Genomic DNA, 16,760 nt, shown 5'->3' on the forward strand with positions numbered 1-16,760 from the left:
GCGGCAATGAAGCTTCAGGAAAGCGAAGGACTCGGCCATGGCAACGGCGCCCAGCGTCTCGTACTCGATGACGGTCAGGCTGGAGGTGCCCGCGAGCGGCACCGCGGTCTCCCAGCTCACCACGGCGGTCGAGTCCTCCGGGGGGTCGGTCACCGGCCTCGACGTCACAGCGTCCGGCCACGAGAAGCTGCGGATCGACGTCACGATCGCGGCCTCCTCCACCTCGCACGCGGACGAGATCGTCGAAGGTCTGCGCGACATCGAGGGCGTCGTGCTGGGCAAGGTCTCCGACCGTACGTTCCTCATGCACCTCGGCGGCAAGATCGAGATGGCGTCCAAGCACCCCATCCGCAACCGTGACGACCTCTCGATGATCTACACCCCCGGCGTCGCCCGGGTCTGCATGGCCATCGCCGAGAACCCCGAGGACGCACGCCGCCTCACCATCAAGCGCAACTCCGTCGCAGTCGTGACGGACGGCTCCGCGGTGCTCGGTCTCGGCAACATCGGCCCGATGGCCGCGCTGCCCGTCATGGAGGGCAAGGCGGCCCTCTTCAAGCGCTTCGCGGGCATCGACGCCTGGCCGATCTGCCTGGACACCCAGGACACCGATGAGATCGTCGCGATCGTCAAGGCGATCGCTCCCGGCTTCGCGGGCATCAACCTGGAGGACATCTCCGCACCCCGCTGCTTCGAGATCGAGGCCCGGCTGCGCGAGGCCCTGGACATCCCCGTCTTCCACGACGACCAGCACGGCACCGCCATCGTCGTCCTGGCCGCCCTGACCAACGCCCTGCGCGTGGTGGGCAAGAGCATCGGTGACGTACGGGTCGTCATGTCCGGTGCCGGAGCCGCCGGTACGGCCATCCTGAAGCTCCTGATCGCCGCGGGCGTCAAGCACGCCGTCGTCGCCGACATCCACGGCGTCGTGCACGCCGGACGCGAGGACCTCGTCGCCGCCGACCCCGACTCGCCGCTGCGCTGGATCGCCGACAACACCAACCCCGAGGGCGTCACCGGCACCCTCAAGGAGGCCGTCGTCGGCGCCGACGTCTTCATCGGCGTCTCCGCCCCGAACGTCCTGAACGGCGACGACGTCGCGGCGATGGCGGACGGTGCGATCGTGTTCGCGCTCGCGAACCCGGACCCCGAGGTCGACCCGGCGATCGCCCGCGAGACGGCCGCCGTCGTCGCCACCGGCCGCTCCGACTTCCCCAACCAGATCAACAACGTGCTGGTCTTCCCGGGTGTCTTCCGCGGTCTGCTGGACGCCCAGTCCCGCACCGTCAACACGGAGATGATGCTCGCCGCCGCCGGAGCCCTCGCCGACGTGGTCGCCGAGGACGAGGTCAACGCGAACTACATCATCCCCTCGGTCTTCAACGACAAGGTCGCCGGCGCGGTCGCCGGAGCCGTCCGCGCGGCCGCCAAGGCCGCGGCGGGCACCGGTACGGAAACCTCCACCTCCGTCTGACCCGACCGTCCCCACCGCTTTCCCCCTGTTTCGCGGGTCCCTCAAGGGGTACCCGCGAAACACCCCGGGCCGCACCCGCCCGTGCCGTACGGCGCGTCGCGGGTCGCGGCGCCCCAAACGCCCCTTTAGGGTGGGCGGGCAGTGGGCCCCGTAGGGCCCGGCATCCGCTGCGGACCGCTAAGGGAAGCCGACGGAACGTCACCACGAGCAAACAGTGGCGCTTTTCGTTGACCCTGAAGGGTTCCGGATTGGCTTTCCCGCCGCAGGTGGGGGCAGGATGCGTAATCGGGCGCGAGGGTCTGACATCAGACCCGGGTCCGGGGACTGTCAGAGGGCCCTGGCAGCATCGGCTTCGATCTCACGCCTCACAGGCAAGAAGAACACGGGAGTAACAACATGAACCGCAGTGAGCTGGTGGCCGCCCTGGCCGACCGCGCCGAGGTGACTCGCAAGGACGCCGACGCCGTGCTGGCCGCGCTCGCCGAGACCGTCGGTGAGATCGTCGCCAAGGGCGACGAGAAGGTCACCATCCCCGGCTTCCTGACCTTCGAGCGCACCCACCGTGCCGCTCGCACCGCTCGCAACCCGCAGACCGGCGACCCGATCAACATCCCCGCCGGCTACAGCGTGAAGGTCTCCGCGGGCTCGAAGCTCAAGGAAGCCGCCAAGGGTAAGTAACCCTCAAGGCGCAAGGAGGGCGGCCACCCCCGACCAGGGGTGGCCGCCCTCGCGCATGCCAGGGGCACATGCGCCCCGCACAGGCCCCCGCACGCCGCGGGCCGCCCGGAATGGTCAGGGATGCATCCGCGCGCCCTTGAGGACCTTGTCCACGGCGTTGCGCGGCCCGTACACGGCCAGCCCCACCAGATCCAGCGCGTCCCGCCCCACCGCCCGTACCGCCGCCCGGTTGTCCCGGTCGTTCCCCGTGCCGAACAGGTCCGAGGTGAACACGGCCGTCACCAGGGACCGGGAGAGCGCCTTCGTGTGCGCGGCGGCCAGCGTCTCCTTGGCCCCCTCGAAGACCAGCACCGGCTGCCGGAGCATCGGCAGGTACGTCGTGGAGTCGGCGTCCTCGTAGGGCTCGCCGATCACCTCGGGCGCCGCCGTCCCCAGGCCGCTGACCAGGAAGGCGGTCACGTTCAGGCGCTGCCAGGTCTCCAGGTCGTCGCGGAGCAGCACCGCGATCTTCGTGTCGAAGGCGATCTTCGTCTCGAAGCGGACGGGGGCATCGTCGGTGGCCATGGTTCCGCTTCCGGTCTCGTACGTGTTTCTCATGGTCCGAGACTGGCCGGTGGCCCCGGGCAGGGTCTTGTACGTTCTTTGCGTGACGCCAAGGCAACAGGCACGGCAGGAGATCTCGGCCTGGCGTCCGGCGGTCCCGGGCGTCGTGGAGGTCTTCCACGCCCGCTTCACCGAGCACGCCTACCCCATGCACGTGCACGACGCCTGGACGCTCCTGATCGTCGACGACGGCGCCGTCCGCTACGACCTGGACCGCCATGAGCGGGGCACCCCCGGCGGCACGGTGAGCCTGCTGCCGCCGCAGGTCCCGCACAACGGTTCGCCCGCGACCTCGGACGGCTTCCGCAAACGGGTGCTCTACCTGGACATGACGCAGCTCGACGCGGGTTACATCGGGCCTGCCGTGGACACCCCCGACCTCGCCGACCCGCTGCTGCGCACCCGCGTCGCCCGGCTCCACACGGCCCTGGCGGACCCGGGCGACGCGCTGGAGGCGGAGAGCCGCCTGGCGTTCGTCGGGGAGCGGCTGAGAGGCCATCTGCGCCCCGCACAGGCCCCTGTGAGCCCGCCGCCCGGCCCGGGAGTCGCCCAGGACCTGCGCGAGCTCCTGGACGAGCGGCTGGACCGGGGCATCACCCTGGCGGAGGCCGCCCGGCTGGTCCACGCGCACCCCACCCATCTCGTACGGGCGTTCAGCGCGGCCTACGCGATCGCGCCGCACCAGTACGTGACGTCCCGCCGGGTCGACCGGGCCCGCCGCCTGCTGCTCGACGGGGTGCCGCCCGGCGAGGCGGCGACCGCCGTCGGCTTCCACGACCAGTCCCATCTCACCCGGCACTTCAAGCGGATCGCGGGGACGACGCCAGGGCGATACGCGCGTTCCCGGACAGCACGGCGCCCCGGCCCCCTGTGAGGGGACCGGGGCGCCGTGTTCGCGCAGTGCTGTGTGCGGCAGCGCTGTGCGGTCAGACGAGTGAACCGCCCGGCAGTTCCACCTTCGCGCCGAGCTTTTCGAGCTTGTCCATGAAGTTCTCGTAGCCGCGGTTGATCAGGTCGATGCCGTGCACCCGGGAGGTCCCCTGGGCCGCCAGCGCCGCGATCAGGTACGAGAAGCCGCCGCGCAGGTCGGGGATGACCAGATCGGCGCCCTGGAGCTTCGTCGGTCCCGAGACGACCGCCGAGTGCAGGAAGTTGCGCTGGCCGAAGCGGCAGTCCGAGCCGCCCAGGCACTCCCGGTAGAGCTGGATGTGCGCACCCATCTGGTTGAGCGCCGAGGTGAAGCCGAGCCGCGACTCGTACACCGTCTCGTGGACGATGGACAGCCCCGCGGCCTGCGTCAGCGCCACCACCAGGGGCTGCTGCCAGTCGGTCTGGAAGCCGGGGTGGACGTCCGTCTCCAGCGCGATGGCGTTGAGCGCGCCGCCCGGGTGCCAGAAGCGGATGCCCTCGTCGTCGATCTCGAAGGCGCCGCCGACCCGGCGGAAGGTGTTCAGGAAGGTCATCATCGAGCGCTGCTGGGCGCCGCGCACGTAGATGTTGCCCTCGGTCGCCAGCGCCGCAGACGCCCAGGAGGCCGCCTCCAGACGGTCCGGGATCGCCCGGTGGGTGTATCCGTCGAGCTTGTCGACACCGGTGATCCGGATGGTCCGGTCGGTGTCCATGGAGATGATCGCGCCCATCTTCTGCAGTACGCAGATGAGGTCCTCGATCTCCGGCTCGACGGCCGCGTTGGACAGCTCGGTGACGCCCTCGGCGAGGACGGCGGTGAGCAGCACCTGCTCGGTGGAGCCCACCGAGGGGTACGGCAGCCGGATCTTGGTGCCGCGCAGCCGCTGCGGGGCCTCCAGGTACTGGCCGTCCGCCCGCTTCTCGATGGTCGCGCCGAACTGGCGGAGCACCTCGAAGTGGAAGTCGATCGGCCGGCCGCCGATGTCGCAGCCGCCCAGGCCCGGGATGAAGGCGTGGCCGAGGCGGTGCAGCAGCGGGCCGCAGAAGAGGATCGGGATGCGCGACGAGCCCGCGTGGGCATCGATGTCGGCGACGTTCGCGCTCTCGACGTGCGAGGGGTCGAGGATCAGTTCGCCCGGCTCGTCGCCGGGGCGGACGGTGACGCCGTGCAGCTGCAGCAGTCCTCGGACGACCCGTACGTCACGGATGTCGGGAACGTTGCGGAGACGGCTGGGCCCGCTGCCGAGCAGCGCGGCGACCATTGCCTTCGGCACCAGGTTCTTGGCGCCTCGGACGCGGATCTCGCCCTCCAGCGGGGTGCCGCCGTGGACAAGCAGGACATCGTCTGTGCCGGTCATGTATCTCGCGTTCCGGAGTGGTCGGGCAGGGGGCCAACGAAAAGGGTAATGGCCTACTACCCCCCTTCCGTAAGGCGAAGGGGGGTGTACGAACGTCATGAATCCGCCACAACACCCTCCGCGCACCTGATCTTGCGGAGGGTCACCGTCCGGATGGCCCCCTCCACACCCCCCGCGCGGTGCGCTCCCCGTGCCTCCGTGCGCCCTGAGCTGCGCTCGCTCTCCTGAGGTGGTCATCACGGTCGCCGGGACCCCGCGGAGGGCGAAGATGCGGGATCATTTCTGCCATGACGGAGGTGTCCTCGCTCACAGGGCGACTGCTCGTGGCCACACCCGCCCTGGCGGACCCGAATTTCGACCGCGCGGTGGTGCTCCTCCTCGACCACGACGAGGAGGGCTCCCTCGGCGTGGTCCTGAACCGCCCGACCCCGGTCGGCGTCGGTGACATCCTCGGGTCCTGGGCCGGTCTCACCGGTGAGCCGGACGTCGTCTTCCAGGGCGGCCCGGTCTCGCTCGACTCGGCGCTCGGTGTCGCGGTGATCCCCGGCGACGAGGGCCCGCTCGGCTGGCGCCGGGTCCACGGGGCGATCGGCCTGGTCGACCTGGAGACCCCGCCGGAGCTGCTCGGACCGGCCCTGGGCTCGCTGCGGATCTTCGCCGGGTACGCGGGCTGGGGCCCGGGCCAGCTGGAGGGCGAACTGGGCGAGGGTGCCTGGTACGTGGTCGAGTCCGAGCCCGGTGACGTCTCCTCCCCGCGGCCGGAGAACCTCTGGCGCGCGGTGCTGCGCCGCCAGCGCAGCGAGCTGGCGATGATCGCCACGTATCCGGACGACCCTTCGCTCAACTGAAGGCCCCGGCTTTCAGTACCCTTGGCGGTTATGAGCACTCTTGAGCCCGATCGCGGGGCAGGTACGGGGACCCTCGTAGAGCCGACGCCGCAGGTGTCGAGGGGCGACGGCGACCACGAGCGCTACGCCCATTACGTCCAGAAGGACAAGATCATGGCGAGCGCCCTGGAGGGCACTCCCGTGGTGGCGCTGTGCGGCAAGGTCTGGGTGCCGGGGCGCGACCCCAAGAAGTACCCGGTCTGTCCCATGTGCAAGGAGATCTACGAGTCCATGGGCGCCGGCGGCGACAAGGACAAGGGCAAGGGCGGCGGCAAGGACAAGGGCAAGAAGTAGGGCCCAGGTCCCACTCGGGTTTCACGGCCCCCGGTGCGCGCGGTTGACGCGCGCACCGGGGGCCTTTTGCGTTCCCGGTCACCGAGGGTGACCGGATGCTCGCGTTGCACGGGCTGCGTCGGCTGGTCACAGAGTGGTGGAGACCACTTGTCGGGCGCCGGAACCGGACTTACTCTCCTGCCAGTTGTGCAGAACGAAACGCACGTTGCACATGATGCAACGAATGACCGGTAGGGGTTCCCGGATGAAGCTTTCTGCCCGAATTGCCGCCCCGGTTGCGGCGCTTGTGCTGGCGGGCCTCACCGCCACCGCCTGCGCGCCGCAGACCTCCGACACCAGTGCGAAGGGTGACGAGAAGAGCGGGACTCTCCGTGTCTGGCTCTACCAGGAAGTCGGCAACAAGCCCAAGGAGAAGGTCGTCGACGACGCGGTCGCCGCGTTCGAGAAGAGCCACAAGGGCGCGAAGGTCGAGGTGGAGTACATACCCGTCGACACCCGCGCCCAGCGGATCAAGGCCGCGTTCAACGACCCCAAGAGCGCCCCGGACCTCGTCGAGTACGGCAACAGCGACACCGCCGGATACGTCAAGGACGGCGGCCTCGCGGACATCACCGAGGAGTTCGGCGCCTGGGAGGAGGCCAAGGACACCGACCCGATCGCCAAGCAGTCCGTAACCGTCGGCGACAAGGTCTACGGCGCCCCCTTCTTCGTCGGCGTCCGCGCCCTCTACTACCGCACCGACGTCTTCAAGGACCTCGGCATCCAGCCCCCCAAGTCCCAGGCCGAGCTGGTCTCCACCGCCAAGAAGATCCACAAGGCGAAGCCGGACCTCTACGGCCTCGCGGTCGGCGGCGCCTACACCTACGGCGCGATGCCCTTCATCTGGTCCCACGGCGGCGAGATCGCGGGCGAGAGCGGGGGAACGTACAAGTCGGCCATCAACAGCGAGAAGGCCCGCAAGGGCATCGAGGCCTACACCTCCCTCTTCGGCGACGACAACTGTCCGGCCGCCAAGTGCGCTTCCATGGGCGGCAACGCCACCGTGACAGCCTTCGCCTCCGGCAAGGCCGCCATGGCGATCGGCGGCGACTTCAGCCACGCGGCCGTCGAGGCGGGCTCGGTCAAGGGCAAGTACGCCGTCGTCCCGCTCCCCGGCATCGCCCCGGACTCCATCGCCCCCGCCTTCGCGGGCGGCAACAACATCGGCGTACTCAAGAGCAGTTCGCACCGCACCCTCGCCGTGGACCTGATGAAGTCGCTCACCGGCAAGAAGACCCAGGCCGAGATGTTCGACGCGATGGGCTTCCTGCCCACCTACACCGACGTCCTGGACAACGCCGCGAAGAAGCAGCCCTTCGTCGCCCCCTTCGTCCAGACCCTCGGCGCGGGCGCCAAGTTCGTCCCCGCCTCGCCCGCCTGGGGCCAGATCGACGCATCCCTGGTCCTGCCGACGATGTTCCAGGAGATCGTCTCCGGCCGTAAGGACGTGGCGCAGGCCTCGGACGACGCGGCGAAGAAGATGGACGCGGCCTTCACCGCCGCAGGCTGACGATGACCACGCACACCACCGCTCTCAAGACCCCGGCCCCCGCTTCGGCCGGGGCGGGCACCGGCGCCCCCGCCGGCCGCCCGCCCCGGCGCGGCCGCTCCGTGTCGCCCAGGGGGCACTCCGGCTGGACCCCCTGGCTCTATCTGCTGCCCGCCCTCGTCCTGCTCGCCGGGCTGCTCGTCTACCCGATCTACCAGCTCGGCCTGATCTCGTTCCTGGAGTACACCCAGGCCCAGGTCAGCGGCGGCGAACCGACCACCTTCCAGGGGTTCGGCAACTACGCCACCCTCTTCAACGACAGCCAGTTCTGGCAGGTCCTCCTCGCCACCGTCCTCTTCGCCGCCGCCTGCGTGGTCTCCACGCTGTTCGTCGGCTGTGCGCTGGCCGTCCTGCTCACCCGCATCCGCGCCCTGCCCCGGCTCGCGCTGATGATGGCCGCGCTGGGCGCCTGGGCCACCCCCGCGATCACCGGCTCCACCGTCTGGGTCTTCCTCTTCGATCCGGACTTCGGACCCGTGAACAAGGTGCTCGGCCTCGGTGACTTCTCCTGGACGTACGGGCGCTACAGCGCCTTCGCGCTCGTACTCCTCGAAGTCCTGTGGTGCTCGTTCCCGTTCGTGATGGTCACCGTGTACGCGGGCATCCGGGCCATCCCCACCGAAGTGCTGGAGGCCGCCTCACTGGACGGCGCCTCCCAGTGGCGGATCTGGCGGACCATCATGGCGCCGATGCTCAAGCCCATCCTGATCGTCGTCACCATCCAGTCGATCATCTGGGACTTCAAGGTCTTCACCCAGATCTACGTCATGACCAACGGCGGCGGTATCGCCGGACAGAACCTGGTGCTCAACGTGTACGCGTACCAGAAGGCGTTCGCGTCCTCGCAGTACAGCCTCGGATCGGCGATCGGCGTCGTGATGCTGGTGATCCTGCTGGCCGTCACGCTGGTCTATCTGCGCCTGGTGAGGCGCCAGGGGGAGGAACTGTGAGCGCGACGACCGACAGTGCCGCACGCGGGGGCACGCGCGGCGTACGCACGCTTCTGCGCGTCAAGAGGCCCGGCAGGCTGGCGGCCGAGGCCGCCGCCCTGCTGATCGCCGTGGCGGTCGCCTTCCCCCTCTACTGGATGGTGCTCTCCGCCTTCAAACCGGCCGGCGAGATCCAGTCGACCGACCCCCGCCCCTGGACGCTGGCCCCCTCGCTCGACTCGTTCCGCCGGGTCTTCGAACAGCAGGACTTCGGCCGCTACTTCCTCAACAGCCTGCTGGTGGCGGGCACGGTCGTCATCGCCTCCGCGCTGATCGCCTTCCTGGCCGCCACCGCCGTGACCCGCTTCCGCTTCAAGTTCCGCACCACCCTGCTGATCATGTTCCTGGTCGCGCAGATGGTCCCGGTGGAGGCGCTCACGATCCCGCTGTTCTTCCTGATGCGGGACTTCGGCCAGCTCAACACGCTCGGCTCGCTGATCCTCCCGCACCTCGCCTTCTCACTGCCGTTCGCCATCTGGATGCTCCGCGGCTTCGTCAAGGCGGTCCCCGAAGCACTGGAGGAGGCCGCCTACATCGACGGGGCGAGCCGCACCCGCTTCCTGTGGCAGATCCTCTTCCCGCTGGTCTTCCCCGGCCTCGTCGCGACCAGCGTCTTCTCCTTCATCACCACCTGGAACGACTTCCTGTTCGCGAAGTCCTTCATCATCAGCGACACCTCCCAGTCGACGCTGCCCATGGCGCTGCTGGTCTTCTTCAAGCCGGACGAGAACGACTGGGGCGGGATCATGGCAGCCTCGACGGTGATGACCATTCCCGTCCTCGTCTTCTTCGTACTCGTACAGCGACGCCTCGTCTCCGGACTGGGCGGAGCGGTAAAGGACTGACGTCATGACATCCAAGAACGCCGAGGGCCCGGACGCGCCGACATCCGGGGGCGAGGCGGTTCCCGGGCTCGTCCCCGCCCCGCGCGGCCTGACCTGGGGACCGCCCGGCCAGGAGCCGTTCCGGCTGGGCGAGGCAACGGTCATCAGCGCCGCGCCGGGCACCGAGGGCGTCGCCCGCCGGCTGCGCGCCACGGTCGGCGCCGCCACCGGGCTGCCGCTCGCCGAAGCCACCGAGGGCACCGAGGCCGCCGACGGCACCGCCGCTCCTCGCGTGGAGCTGGCGCTCGACGCGGCGCTGGCGCCCGAGGCGTACCGCCTGGCCGTCGACGCCGGTGCCGTACGCATCACCGGCGGCAGCGCGGCCGGCCTCTTCTGGGGGACGCAGACCTTCCGTCAGCTCCTGGGCCCGGACGCCTTCCGGCGCGCCCCCCTCGCGCCGGGGCGCACCTGGGACGTCCCCGCCGTGGTCGTCGAGGACGAACCCCGCTTCTCCTGGCGCGGCCTGATGCTCGACGTCTCCCGGCACTTCCTGCCCAAGGACGACGTCCTGCGCTACCTGGACCTCCTCGCCGCCCACAAGCTGAACGTCTTCCACTTCCACCTCACCGACGACCAGGGCTGGCGCATCGAGATCAAGCGCCACCCGCGCCTGACCGAGGTCGCCTCCTGGCGCTCGCGCACCAAGTACGGCCACCGGGCCTCCGAACTGTGGGACGAGACCCCGCACGGCGGCCACTACACCCAGGACGACATCCGCGAGATCGTCGCCTACGCCGCCGAGCGGCACATCCGCGTCGTCCCCGAGATCGACATCCCGGGCCACGCGCAGGCCGCCATCAGCGCGTACCCCGAGCTGGGCAACACCGACGTCATCGACACCACCGCCCTCTCCGTCTGGGACAACTGGGGCATCAGTCCGAACGTACTCGCCCCCACCGACAACACCCTGCGCTTCTACGAGGGCGTCTTCGAGGAACTCCTGGAGCTCTTCCCCGCCGAGACCTCGCCGTTCATCCACGTCGGCGGCGACGAGTGCCTCAAGGACCAGTGGAAGGAGTCCCCGGCCGCCCAGGCCCGGATCGCCGAACTCGGCCTCAAGGACGAGGACGAGCTGCAGTCCTGGTTCATCCGCCACTTCGACACCTGGCTCACCGCACGCGGCCGCCGCCTCATCGGCTGGGACGAGATCCTCGAAGGCGGCCTCCCCGAAGGCGCCGCGGTCTCCTCCTGGCGTGGTTACGCGGGCGGCATCGCGGCCGCCGAGGCCGGGCACGACGTGGTGATGTGCCCCGAGCAGCAGGTGTATCTGGACCACCGTCAGGACGGCGGCCCCGACGAGCCGATGCCCATCGGGTACGTCCGCACCCTGGAGGACGTCTACCGCTTCGAACCCGTTCCGCCGGGCCTCTCCGAGGAGGCCGCCGGGCACATCCTCGGTACCCAGGGCAACGTGTGGACCGAGGTCATGCAGAACCGGTCCCGCGTCGACTACCAGGTCTTCCCGCGCCTCGCCGCCCTCGCGGAGGTCGCCTGGACGCCCCTGCCGGCCCCGGCCGACCGGGACTTCGGCGCCTTCGAGGAGCGCATGACGGACCATTACGCCCGGCTCGACGCCCTCGGCGTCGACTACCGCCCGCCGGGCGGCCCGCTGCCCCGGCAGCAGCGGCCCGGCGTCCTCGGCCGCCCGATCGAGGGGGCGCCGCCGGTGGTGTGAGCCCACCCTCGGCCCGCGCCGGACCTGCTCCGGCGCGGGCCGAACACCCTGCGGCACGAACGTAATAAGTCGTACAAGCCTCGCTTAAGAGTGGCAATTCACCCTCCGCTCCGAAGAGGTGCGAAACCGGATCATCCCCCAGGTCAGGGACGGATCCACCCTTCGCGGACCCTCGCGCCGGTCCCGTCGGAAGATGTGCCAGAGTTGCCACGTCCGGCCTGTGAGCACGTACCGTACGGCGGAACAGGCGGACCAGCCGGGAGACCGGGAAGGGGCAGCTGGGTTGACCACGCACGCACCGCAGGCGCTGCAGTCGGTGACGCTGCCGGCCTCGCTCGACGAGGCCGTGGCGGCGCTGGAAGTCATGCCTGCCGCCGTCCCCGTGGCGGGGGGAACGGACCTGATGGCGGCCGTGAACAAGGGGCTCCTGCGCCCCTCGGGACTGGTCGGCCTCGGCCGGATCAGCGAGCTGCGCGGCTGGCACTACCAGGACGGCCACGCCCTGCTCGGCGCCGGCCTCACCCACGCCCGTATGGGACGGCCCGACTTCGCCGCCCTGATCCCCGCCCTCGCCGCCTCCGCACGCGCCGCGGGCCCGCCCCAGATCCGCAACGCCGGAACCCTCGGCGGCAACATCGCCACCTCCGCGCCCACCGGCGACGCCCTGCCGGTGCTGGCCGCCCTGGAGGCCGAGCTGGTCGTCGCGGGACCCGGCGGAGCCCGTCGCGAGATCCCCGTCTCGCACCTGCTGGCCGGCCGCGAGATGCTGGCCCCGGCCGAGCTGATCGGCTTCGTCCGCGTACCGCTGCTGCACGCCCCGCAGGTGTTCCTGAAGGCCACCGGCCGCACCGGACCCGGCCGTGCCACCGCCTCCGTCGCCATCGTCCTGGACCCGGCCCGCCGCGGGGTCCGCTGCGCGGTCGGCGCCATCGCCCCGATGCCGCTGCGCCCGCTGGAGGCGGAGCGCTGGATCGCCTCGCTGATCGACTGGGACGGCGAGCGGGGCCTGGCGCCCGACGCGCTGGCCGCCTTCGGCGAGTACGTCGCCGCCGCCTGCATCCCGGACCACGCACCGCCGGCCGACGGATCAGAGGCCCCGCCGCTGTCCCCGGCCGTACTCCACCTGCGGCGCACCGTCGCCGCGCTCGCCCGACGCGCACTGGGGAGGGCACTGTCGTGAGCAATGAGGAACGCCCCGGCCGGCACGGGGAGCAGGGCCCCGACCCCCGGTACGGGGGCTGGGAGCCGACGCCGCAGAGCGGTGAGTACGACGCGGACGCCACCGCGTTCGTCCAGCTCCCGCCGGAGGACCTGGCGGGCGTCCCGCTGGCCGCACCCGGCCACGGGTACGTACCGCCGATGATCCTGCCGCTGACCCCGGCCGCCGGTCTGGACCCGGCCGCGACGGGCAGCTGGGTCGTGCAGACCCAGAGCCAGCAGCAGGCGCAGGCCGAACGGCGCGCCCAGGAGGCGGCCCCGGGCGCGGTGCACTGGCCCGACCCGAACGAGCAGGGCGGGTACGCGCAGCCGTACCAGGACACATCGCACTCCACGGCCCAGTGGAACTTCACCGAGGCGATGGGGGAGCAGCCGGGGCAGTCCGGGCAGTCCGGGCAGTCCGGTGCGGGGGCGGGGCCCGGGGAGTACCAGGAGCACACCGGCCACAACGGTCCGGCCCACTACACGGACCACACGGGTCCCAGCGACTACGCGGGCCCCGGAGACCACTCAGGCCACTCCGGCCACATCGACACCTCCGCGCACACCGAGCACGCCAGCCCCACCGAGCACACCAGCCACACCACGCACGCAGGCCACACGGGCCAGTGGACGATCCCGGTCGCGGACGGGGATCTTCCGGACGAGTCGGGCGAGTTCCTGGCCTCGGCGGCGGCCTCGCAGCAGTGGTACGCGGACGATACGCGCCCGGCGACGCTCCCCGGCGGCGCCCCCGCCCCGTGGGCCACGCAGCCGCAGCCCGAGGAGTCCCCGGCGCCCGTGCGCCCCGGCCCGGACGAGGAGCACACGGCGGCCCACCCCGCCGCCGACCCCGGGACCGGCGCCCACCCGCTCTCCGCCGAGGAGGAGCCGGAGGAGCCGGCCGAAGCCCTCACCGCAGCGGAAGCGGAACCGGAACCCCCGGCCGACGCGGCCCCGGAAGAGTCCGCCGACTCCGGCCCCGAGCCCATTTCCGAGGACACGGCAGCAGCCGCCCCCGAGGCGGGCGCGGAACAGCCCCCCGAAGCGGAACCCGAACCGGACCCGGCCCACGACCCCGCGCACGACCCGGCCACCGCCCCCGTCGACGTACCGAGCGAACACCCCTCCGCCTCCTACCTCCTGCACGTGAACGGCGTGGACCGCCCGGTCGCCGACGCCTGGATCGGCGAGTCCCTGCTCTACGTGCTCCGCGAGCGCCTCGGCCTCGCCGGGGCCAAGGACGGCTGCTCGCAGGGCGAGTGCGGGGCGTGCAACGTCCAGGTCGACGGCCGGCTGGTCGCCTCCTGCCTGGTGCCCGCCGCCACCGCCGCCGGCAGCGAGGTCCGTACGGTCGAGGGGCTGGCCGTCGACGGCGAACCCTCCGACGTCCAGCGGGCGCTCTCCGCCTGCGGAGCCGTCCAGTGCGGCTTCTGCATCCCCGGCATGGCGATGACGGTCCACGACCTGCTGGAGGGCAACCACGCCCCCAGCGAGCTGGAGACCCGCCAGGCCCTCTGCGGCAACCTCTGCCGCTGCTCCGGCTACCGGGGCGTGCTCGACGCGGTCGCGGACGTCGTGGCGGGCCGTGAGGCGAGCGCGGAGGCGGCCGCCTCCGCCCAGGACGAACCCCGCATCCCGCACCAGGCCGAGCCCGGCGCCGGCGGCGTACAGCAGCACCAGCACCACCCGCACTCACAGTCGCACTCGCACGAGGGAGGCGCGCAGTGACCGGCGCGCGCAGACCCACGTCATCCGGACAGCACCCCGCGACACCACAGCTCACCCCCCGCCCCCGTAGCGGCGGGGCGAACGACAAGGAGGCGGCGTGAGCGGCGACGCAGCCACCGCGGCCAACGCGACGAGCACCACCCTGCCCAGGATCGACGCGGCCGCCGGGCCGGGCGACGGTCCCGGCCACGAGCCGCCCCTGATGGGCCTGGGCGCCTCGCTGTCGCCCGCCGACGCCCGCGCGAAGACCGAGGGCACCTTCCCGTACGCCGCCGACCTCTGGGCCGAGGGGCTGCTGTGGGCCTCCGTGCTCCGCTCCCCGCACCCGCACGCCCGCATCCTGTCCATCGACACCTCGGCCGCCGCTGCGATGCCCGGGGTGCGCGCGGTCGTCACGCACGAGGACGTCCCCGGGGACAGCAACTACGGCCGCCGGGTCGTCGACCGCCCGGTCTTCGCCTCCGAGCTGGTCCGCCACCACGGCGAGCCGATCGCCGCCGTCGCCGCCGACCACCCGGACACCGCACGGCTGGCCGCCGCCGCCATCGCCGTCGAGTACGAGGTGCTGGAGCCGGTCACGGACCCGGAGAAGGCGTTCGCGGCGGAGCCCCTGCACCCCGACGGCAATCTGATCCGGCACATCCCCCTGCGGTACGGCGACGCCGAGGCGACCGGCGAGATCATCGTCGAGGGCCTCTACCGCATCGGCCGCCAGGACCCCGCCCCGATCGGCGCGGAGGCCGGGCTCGCCGTGCCCCGCCCGGACGGCGGCGTCGAGATCTACACCGCCTCCACCGACCCGCACACCGACCGCGACCTGGCCGCCGCCTGCTTCGGCCTGGAGCCGGACCGGGTCAAGGTCGTCGTGACCGGCGTCCCCGGCGCGACCGGCGACCGCGAGGACCCCGGCTTCCAGATCCCGCTGGGACTGCTCGCCCTGCGCACCGGCTGCCCGGTGAAGCTGGCCGCCACCCGCGAGGAGTCCTTCCTCGGCCACGCCCACCGCCACCCCACCCTGCTGCGCTACCGCCACCACGCGGACGCGGACGGCCGACTGGTCAAGGTGGAGGCCCAGATCCTGCTGGACGCGGGCGCCTACGCCGACGCCTCCTCGGAGTCGCTGGCCGCCGCGGTCGCCTTCGCCTGCGGCCCGTACGTCGTCCCGCACGCCTTCATCGAGGGCTGGGCGGTCCGCACGAACAACCCGCCCTCCGGTCACGTACGCGGCGAGGGCGCGATGCAGGTCTGCGCGGCGTACGAGGGCCAGATGGACAAGCTGGCCGCCAGGCTGGGCATCGACCCGGCCGAACTCCGCCTCCGTAACGCGCTCTCCACGGGCGACATCCTGCCCACGGGCCAGACGGTGACCTGCCCGGCCCCGGTGGCCGAACTGCTCCGTGCCGTCCGCGACGCCCCCCTCCCCGCCCTCCCCAAGGACACCCCGGAGGACGACTGGCTGCTGCCCGGCGGCCCCGAGGGCGCGGGCGAGCCCGGGGCGGTGCGGCGGGGCGTCGGCTACGGGGTCGGCATGGTCCACATGCTCGGCGCCGAGGGCGCGGACGAGGTCTCCACGGCGACGGTCCGGGTCCATGACGGCGTGGCCACCGTCATCTGCGCCGCGGTCGAGACGGGCCAGGGCTTCACCACCCTCGCCCGCCAGGTCGTCCAGGAGGTCCTGGGCATCGACGAGGTCCATGTGGCGGCGGTCGACACCGACCAGCCGCCCGCCGGCCCGGCGACACACGGCCGCCACACCTGGGTCTCCGGCGGGGCGGTGGAGCGGGCGGCGAAGATGGTCCGCACCCAGCTCCTCCAGCCGCTGGCCCACAAGTTCGGCATGTCCACGGAGCTGCTCCAGATCGCCGACGGCAAGATCACCTCGTACGACGGTGTCCTGTCCACCACCGTCATGGAGGCGATGGACGGCAAGGAGCTCTGGGCCACCGCCCAGTGCCGTCCCCACCCCACCGAGCCGCTGGACGAGTCCGGCCAGGGCGACGCCTTCGTCGGCCTCGCGTTCTGCGCGGTACGGGCGGTCGTCGACGTCGACATCGAGCTCGGCTCGATCCGCGTGGTCGAGATGGCGGTCGCCCAGGACGTCGGCCGCGTCCTCAACCCGGCGCAGCTCGCGATCCGGATCGAGGCGGGCATCACCCAGGGCATCGGCGCGGCCCTCACCGAGAACCTCCGCACCGCCCGCGGCCTGATCCGCCACCCCGACCTGACCGGCTACGCGCTCCCTACCTCACTGGACGCGCCGGACATCCGTATCGTCAAGCTGGTCGAGGAGCGGGACGTGGTGGCCCCCTTCGGCGCCAAGCCGGTCTCCGCCGTCCCCGTCGTGACGGCCCCGGCGGCGGTGGCCTCGGCGGTCCGCTCGGCCACCGGCCGCCCGGTGAACCGCCTGCCGGTGCGTCCGCAGGCGGCGGTGGTGACCCCCAAGGGCTGACGGGGGCGCACGTGTTCGAAAGTTTTTGACCAGGGGGAGTGCCG

At 71.7% G+C, this 16,760-nt stretch carries 14 protein-coding genes; 12 read left to right on the forward strand and 2 right to left on the reverse strand.

Going from position 1 to position 16,760, the window contains the following annotated elements; all coding sequences use genetic code 11:
- Positions 1-37 precede the first annotated feature (37 nt).
- Positions 38-1,474: an NAD-dependent malic enzyme gene (locus IE264_RS00305; RefSeq protein ID WP_015608867.1), complete on the forward strand. Its 1,437-nt coding sequence runs from the start codon at positions 38-40 to the stop codon at positions 1,472-1,474.
- A 396-nt stretch (positions 1,475-1,870) separates the two neighbouring features.
- Positions 1,871-2,152, forward strand: a complete 282-nt coding sequence (locus tag IE264_RS00310) for an HU family DNA-binding protein (protein ID WP_003968811.1) — start codon at positions 1,871-1,873, stop codon at positions 2,150-2,152.
- A 114-nt stretch (positions 2,153-2,266) separates the two neighbouring features.
- Here IE264_RS00310 and IE264_RS00315 read toward each other — a convergent pair whose 3' ends face one another.
- Positions 2,267-2,749, reverse strand: coding sequence for a DUF2000 family protein (locus IE264_RS00315; protein ID WP_032759056.1), 483 nt, complete (start codon positions 2,747-2,749; stop codon positions 2,267-2,269).
- On the opposite strand from IE264_RS00315, the gene IE264_RS00320 reads away from it, so the two are divergent.
- The gene (locus IE264_RS00320; RefSeq protein ID WP_373301898.1) at positions 2,748-3,629 is read left to right on the forward strand and encodes an AraC family transcriptional regulator; all 882 of its coding nucleotides are present in this window, start codon (positions 2,748-2,750) and stop codon (positions 3,627-3,629) included. The two genes, IE264_RS00315 and IE264_RS00320, sit on opposite strands and share 2 nt — an antisense overlap.
- A 52-nt stretch (positions 3,630-3,681) precedes the next feature.
- Here IE264_RS00320 and murA read toward each other — a convergent pair whose 3' ends face one another.
- On the reverse strand, positions 3,682-5,022 hold the full coding sequence (gene murA / locus IE264_RS00325; protein ID WP_015608864.1) for a UDP-N-acetylglucosamine 1-carboxyvinyltransferase: 1,341 nt from the start codon (positions 5,020-5,022) through the stop codon (positions 3,682-3,684).
- A gap of 287 nt (positions 5,023-5,309) precedes the next feature.
- On the opposite strand from murA, the gene IE264_RS00330 reads away from it, so the two are divergent.
- The 9 genes from IE264_RS00330 to IE264_RS00370 all read left to right on the forward strand — a co-directional run bounded on the left by IE264_RS00330 (position 5,310) and on the right by IE264_RS00370 (position 16,716).
- Positions 5,310-5,870, forward strand: coding sequence for a YqgE/AlgH family protein (locus tag IE264_RS00330; RefSeq protein WP_015608863.1), 561 nt, complete (start codon positions 5,310-5,312; stop codon positions 5,868-5,870).
- 30 nt (positions 5,871-5,900) lie between these two features.
- Complete coding sequence (locus IE264_RS00335; protein ID WP_015608862.1) at positions 5,901-6,203, forward strand: DUF3039 domain-containing protein; 303 nt, start codon at positions 5,901-5,903, stop codon at positions 6,201-6,203.
- A 244-nt stretch (positions 6,204-6,447) separates the two neighbouring features.
- On the forward strand, positions 6,448-7,752 hold the full coding sequence (locus IE264_RS00340) for an extracellular solute-binding protein (RefSeq protein ID WP_032759058.1): 1,305 nt from the start codon (positions 6,448-6,450) through the stop codon (positions 7,750-7,752).
- A 2-nt stretch (positions 7,753-7,754) separates the two neighbouring features.
- Positions 7,755-8,741 (forward strand): carbohydrate ABC transporter permease, encoded by a 987-nt coding sequence (locus tag IE264_RS00345; protein ID WP_015608860.1) that lies wholly within the window; start codon positions 7,755-7,757, stop codon positions 8,739-8,741.
- The gene (locus IE264_RS00350) at positions 8,738-9,625 is read left to right on the forward strand and encodes a carbohydrate ABC transporter permease (RefSeq protein ID WP_051821950.1); all 888 of its coding nucleotides are present in this window, start codon (positions 8,738-8,740) and stop codon (positions 9,623-9,625) included. Before IE264_RS00345 ends, IE264_RS00350 begins: the two co-directional genes overlap by 4 nt.
- Positions 9,626-9,629: 4 nt before the next feature.
- Positions 9,630-11,339, forward strand: a complete 1,710-nt coding sequence (locus IE264_RS00355; protein WP_032759059.1) for a beta-N-acetylhexosaminidase — start codon at positions 9,630-9,632, stop codon at positions 11,337-11,339.
- Positions 11,340-11,622: 283 nt separating this feature from the next.
- Positions 11,623-12,519 (forward strand): FAD binding domain-containing protein, encoded by an 897-nt coding sequence (locus IE264_RS00360; protein ID WP_032759061.1) that lies wholly within the window; start codon positions 11,623-11,625, stop codon positions 12,517-12,519.
- A complete protein-coding gene (locus IE264_RS00365) occupies positions 12,516-14,267 on the forward strand; it encodes a (2Fe-2S)-binding protein (RefSeq protein ID WP_032759062.1) in 1,752 nt (583 codons plus the stop codon). The genes IE264_RS00360 and IE264_RS00365 overlap by 4 nt, the downstream gene beginning before the upstream one ends.
- 97 nt (positions 14,268-14,364) lie before the next feature.
- The gene (locus IE264_RS00370) at positions 14,365-16,716 is read left to right on the forward strand and encodes a xanthine dehydrogenase family protein molybdopterin-binding subunit (RefSeq protein ID WP_032759063.1); all 2,352 of its coding nucleotides are present in this window, start codon (positions 14,365-14,367) and stop codon (positions 16,714-16,716) included.
- The last annotated feature ends 44 nt before the right edge of the window (positions 16,717-16,760 follow it).

It is taken from the genome of Streptomyces microflavus (assembly GCF_014650075.1).
Taxonomy (GTDB): Bacteria; Actinomycetota; Actinomycetes; order Streptomycetales; family Streptomycetaceae; genus Streptomyces; species Streptomyces microflavus.

Bases quoted from the DNA above. Each gene is read 5' to 3' on its own strand.
- IE264_RS00305 (WP_015608867.1), top strand. From the start codon at position 38: ATGGCAACGGCGCCCAGCGTCTCGTACTCGATGACGGTCAGGCTGGAG.
- IE264_RS00310 (WP_003968811.1), top strand. From the start codon at position 1,871: ATGAACCGCAGTGAGCTGGTGGCCGCCCTGGCCGACCGCGCCGAGGTG.
- IE264_RS00320 (WP_373301898.1), top strand. From the start codon at position 2,748: ATGGTCCGAGACTGGCCGGTGGCCCCGGGCAGGGTCTTGTACGTTCTT.
- IE264_RS00315 (WP_032759056.1), bottom strand. From the start codon at position 2,749: ATGAGAAACACGTACGAGACCGGAAGCGGAACCATGGCCACCGACGAT.
- murA (WP_015608864.1), bottom strand. From the start codon at position 5,022: ATGACCGGCACAGACGATGTCCTGCTTGTCCACGGCGGCACCCCGCTG.
- IE264_RS00330 (WP_015608863.1), top strand. From the start codon at position 5,310: ATGACGGAGGTGTCCTCGCTCACAGGGCGACTGCTCGTGGCCACACCC.
- IE264_RS00335 (WP_015608862.1), top strand. From the start codon at position 5,901: ATGAGCACTCTTGAGCCCGATCGCGGGGCAGGTACGGGGACCCTCGTA.
- IE264_RS00340 (WP_032759058.1), top strand. From the start codon at position 6,448: ATGAAGCTTTCTGCCCGAATTGCCGCCCCGGTTGCGGCGCTTGTGCTG.
- IE264_RS00345 (WP_015608860.1), top strand. From the start codon at position 7,755: ATGACCACGCACACCACCGCTCTCAAGACCCCGGCCCCCGCTTCGGCC.
- IE264_RS00355 (WP_032759059.1), top strand. From the start codon at position 9,630: ATGACATCCAAGAACGCCGAGGGCCCGGACGCGCCGACATCCGGGGGC.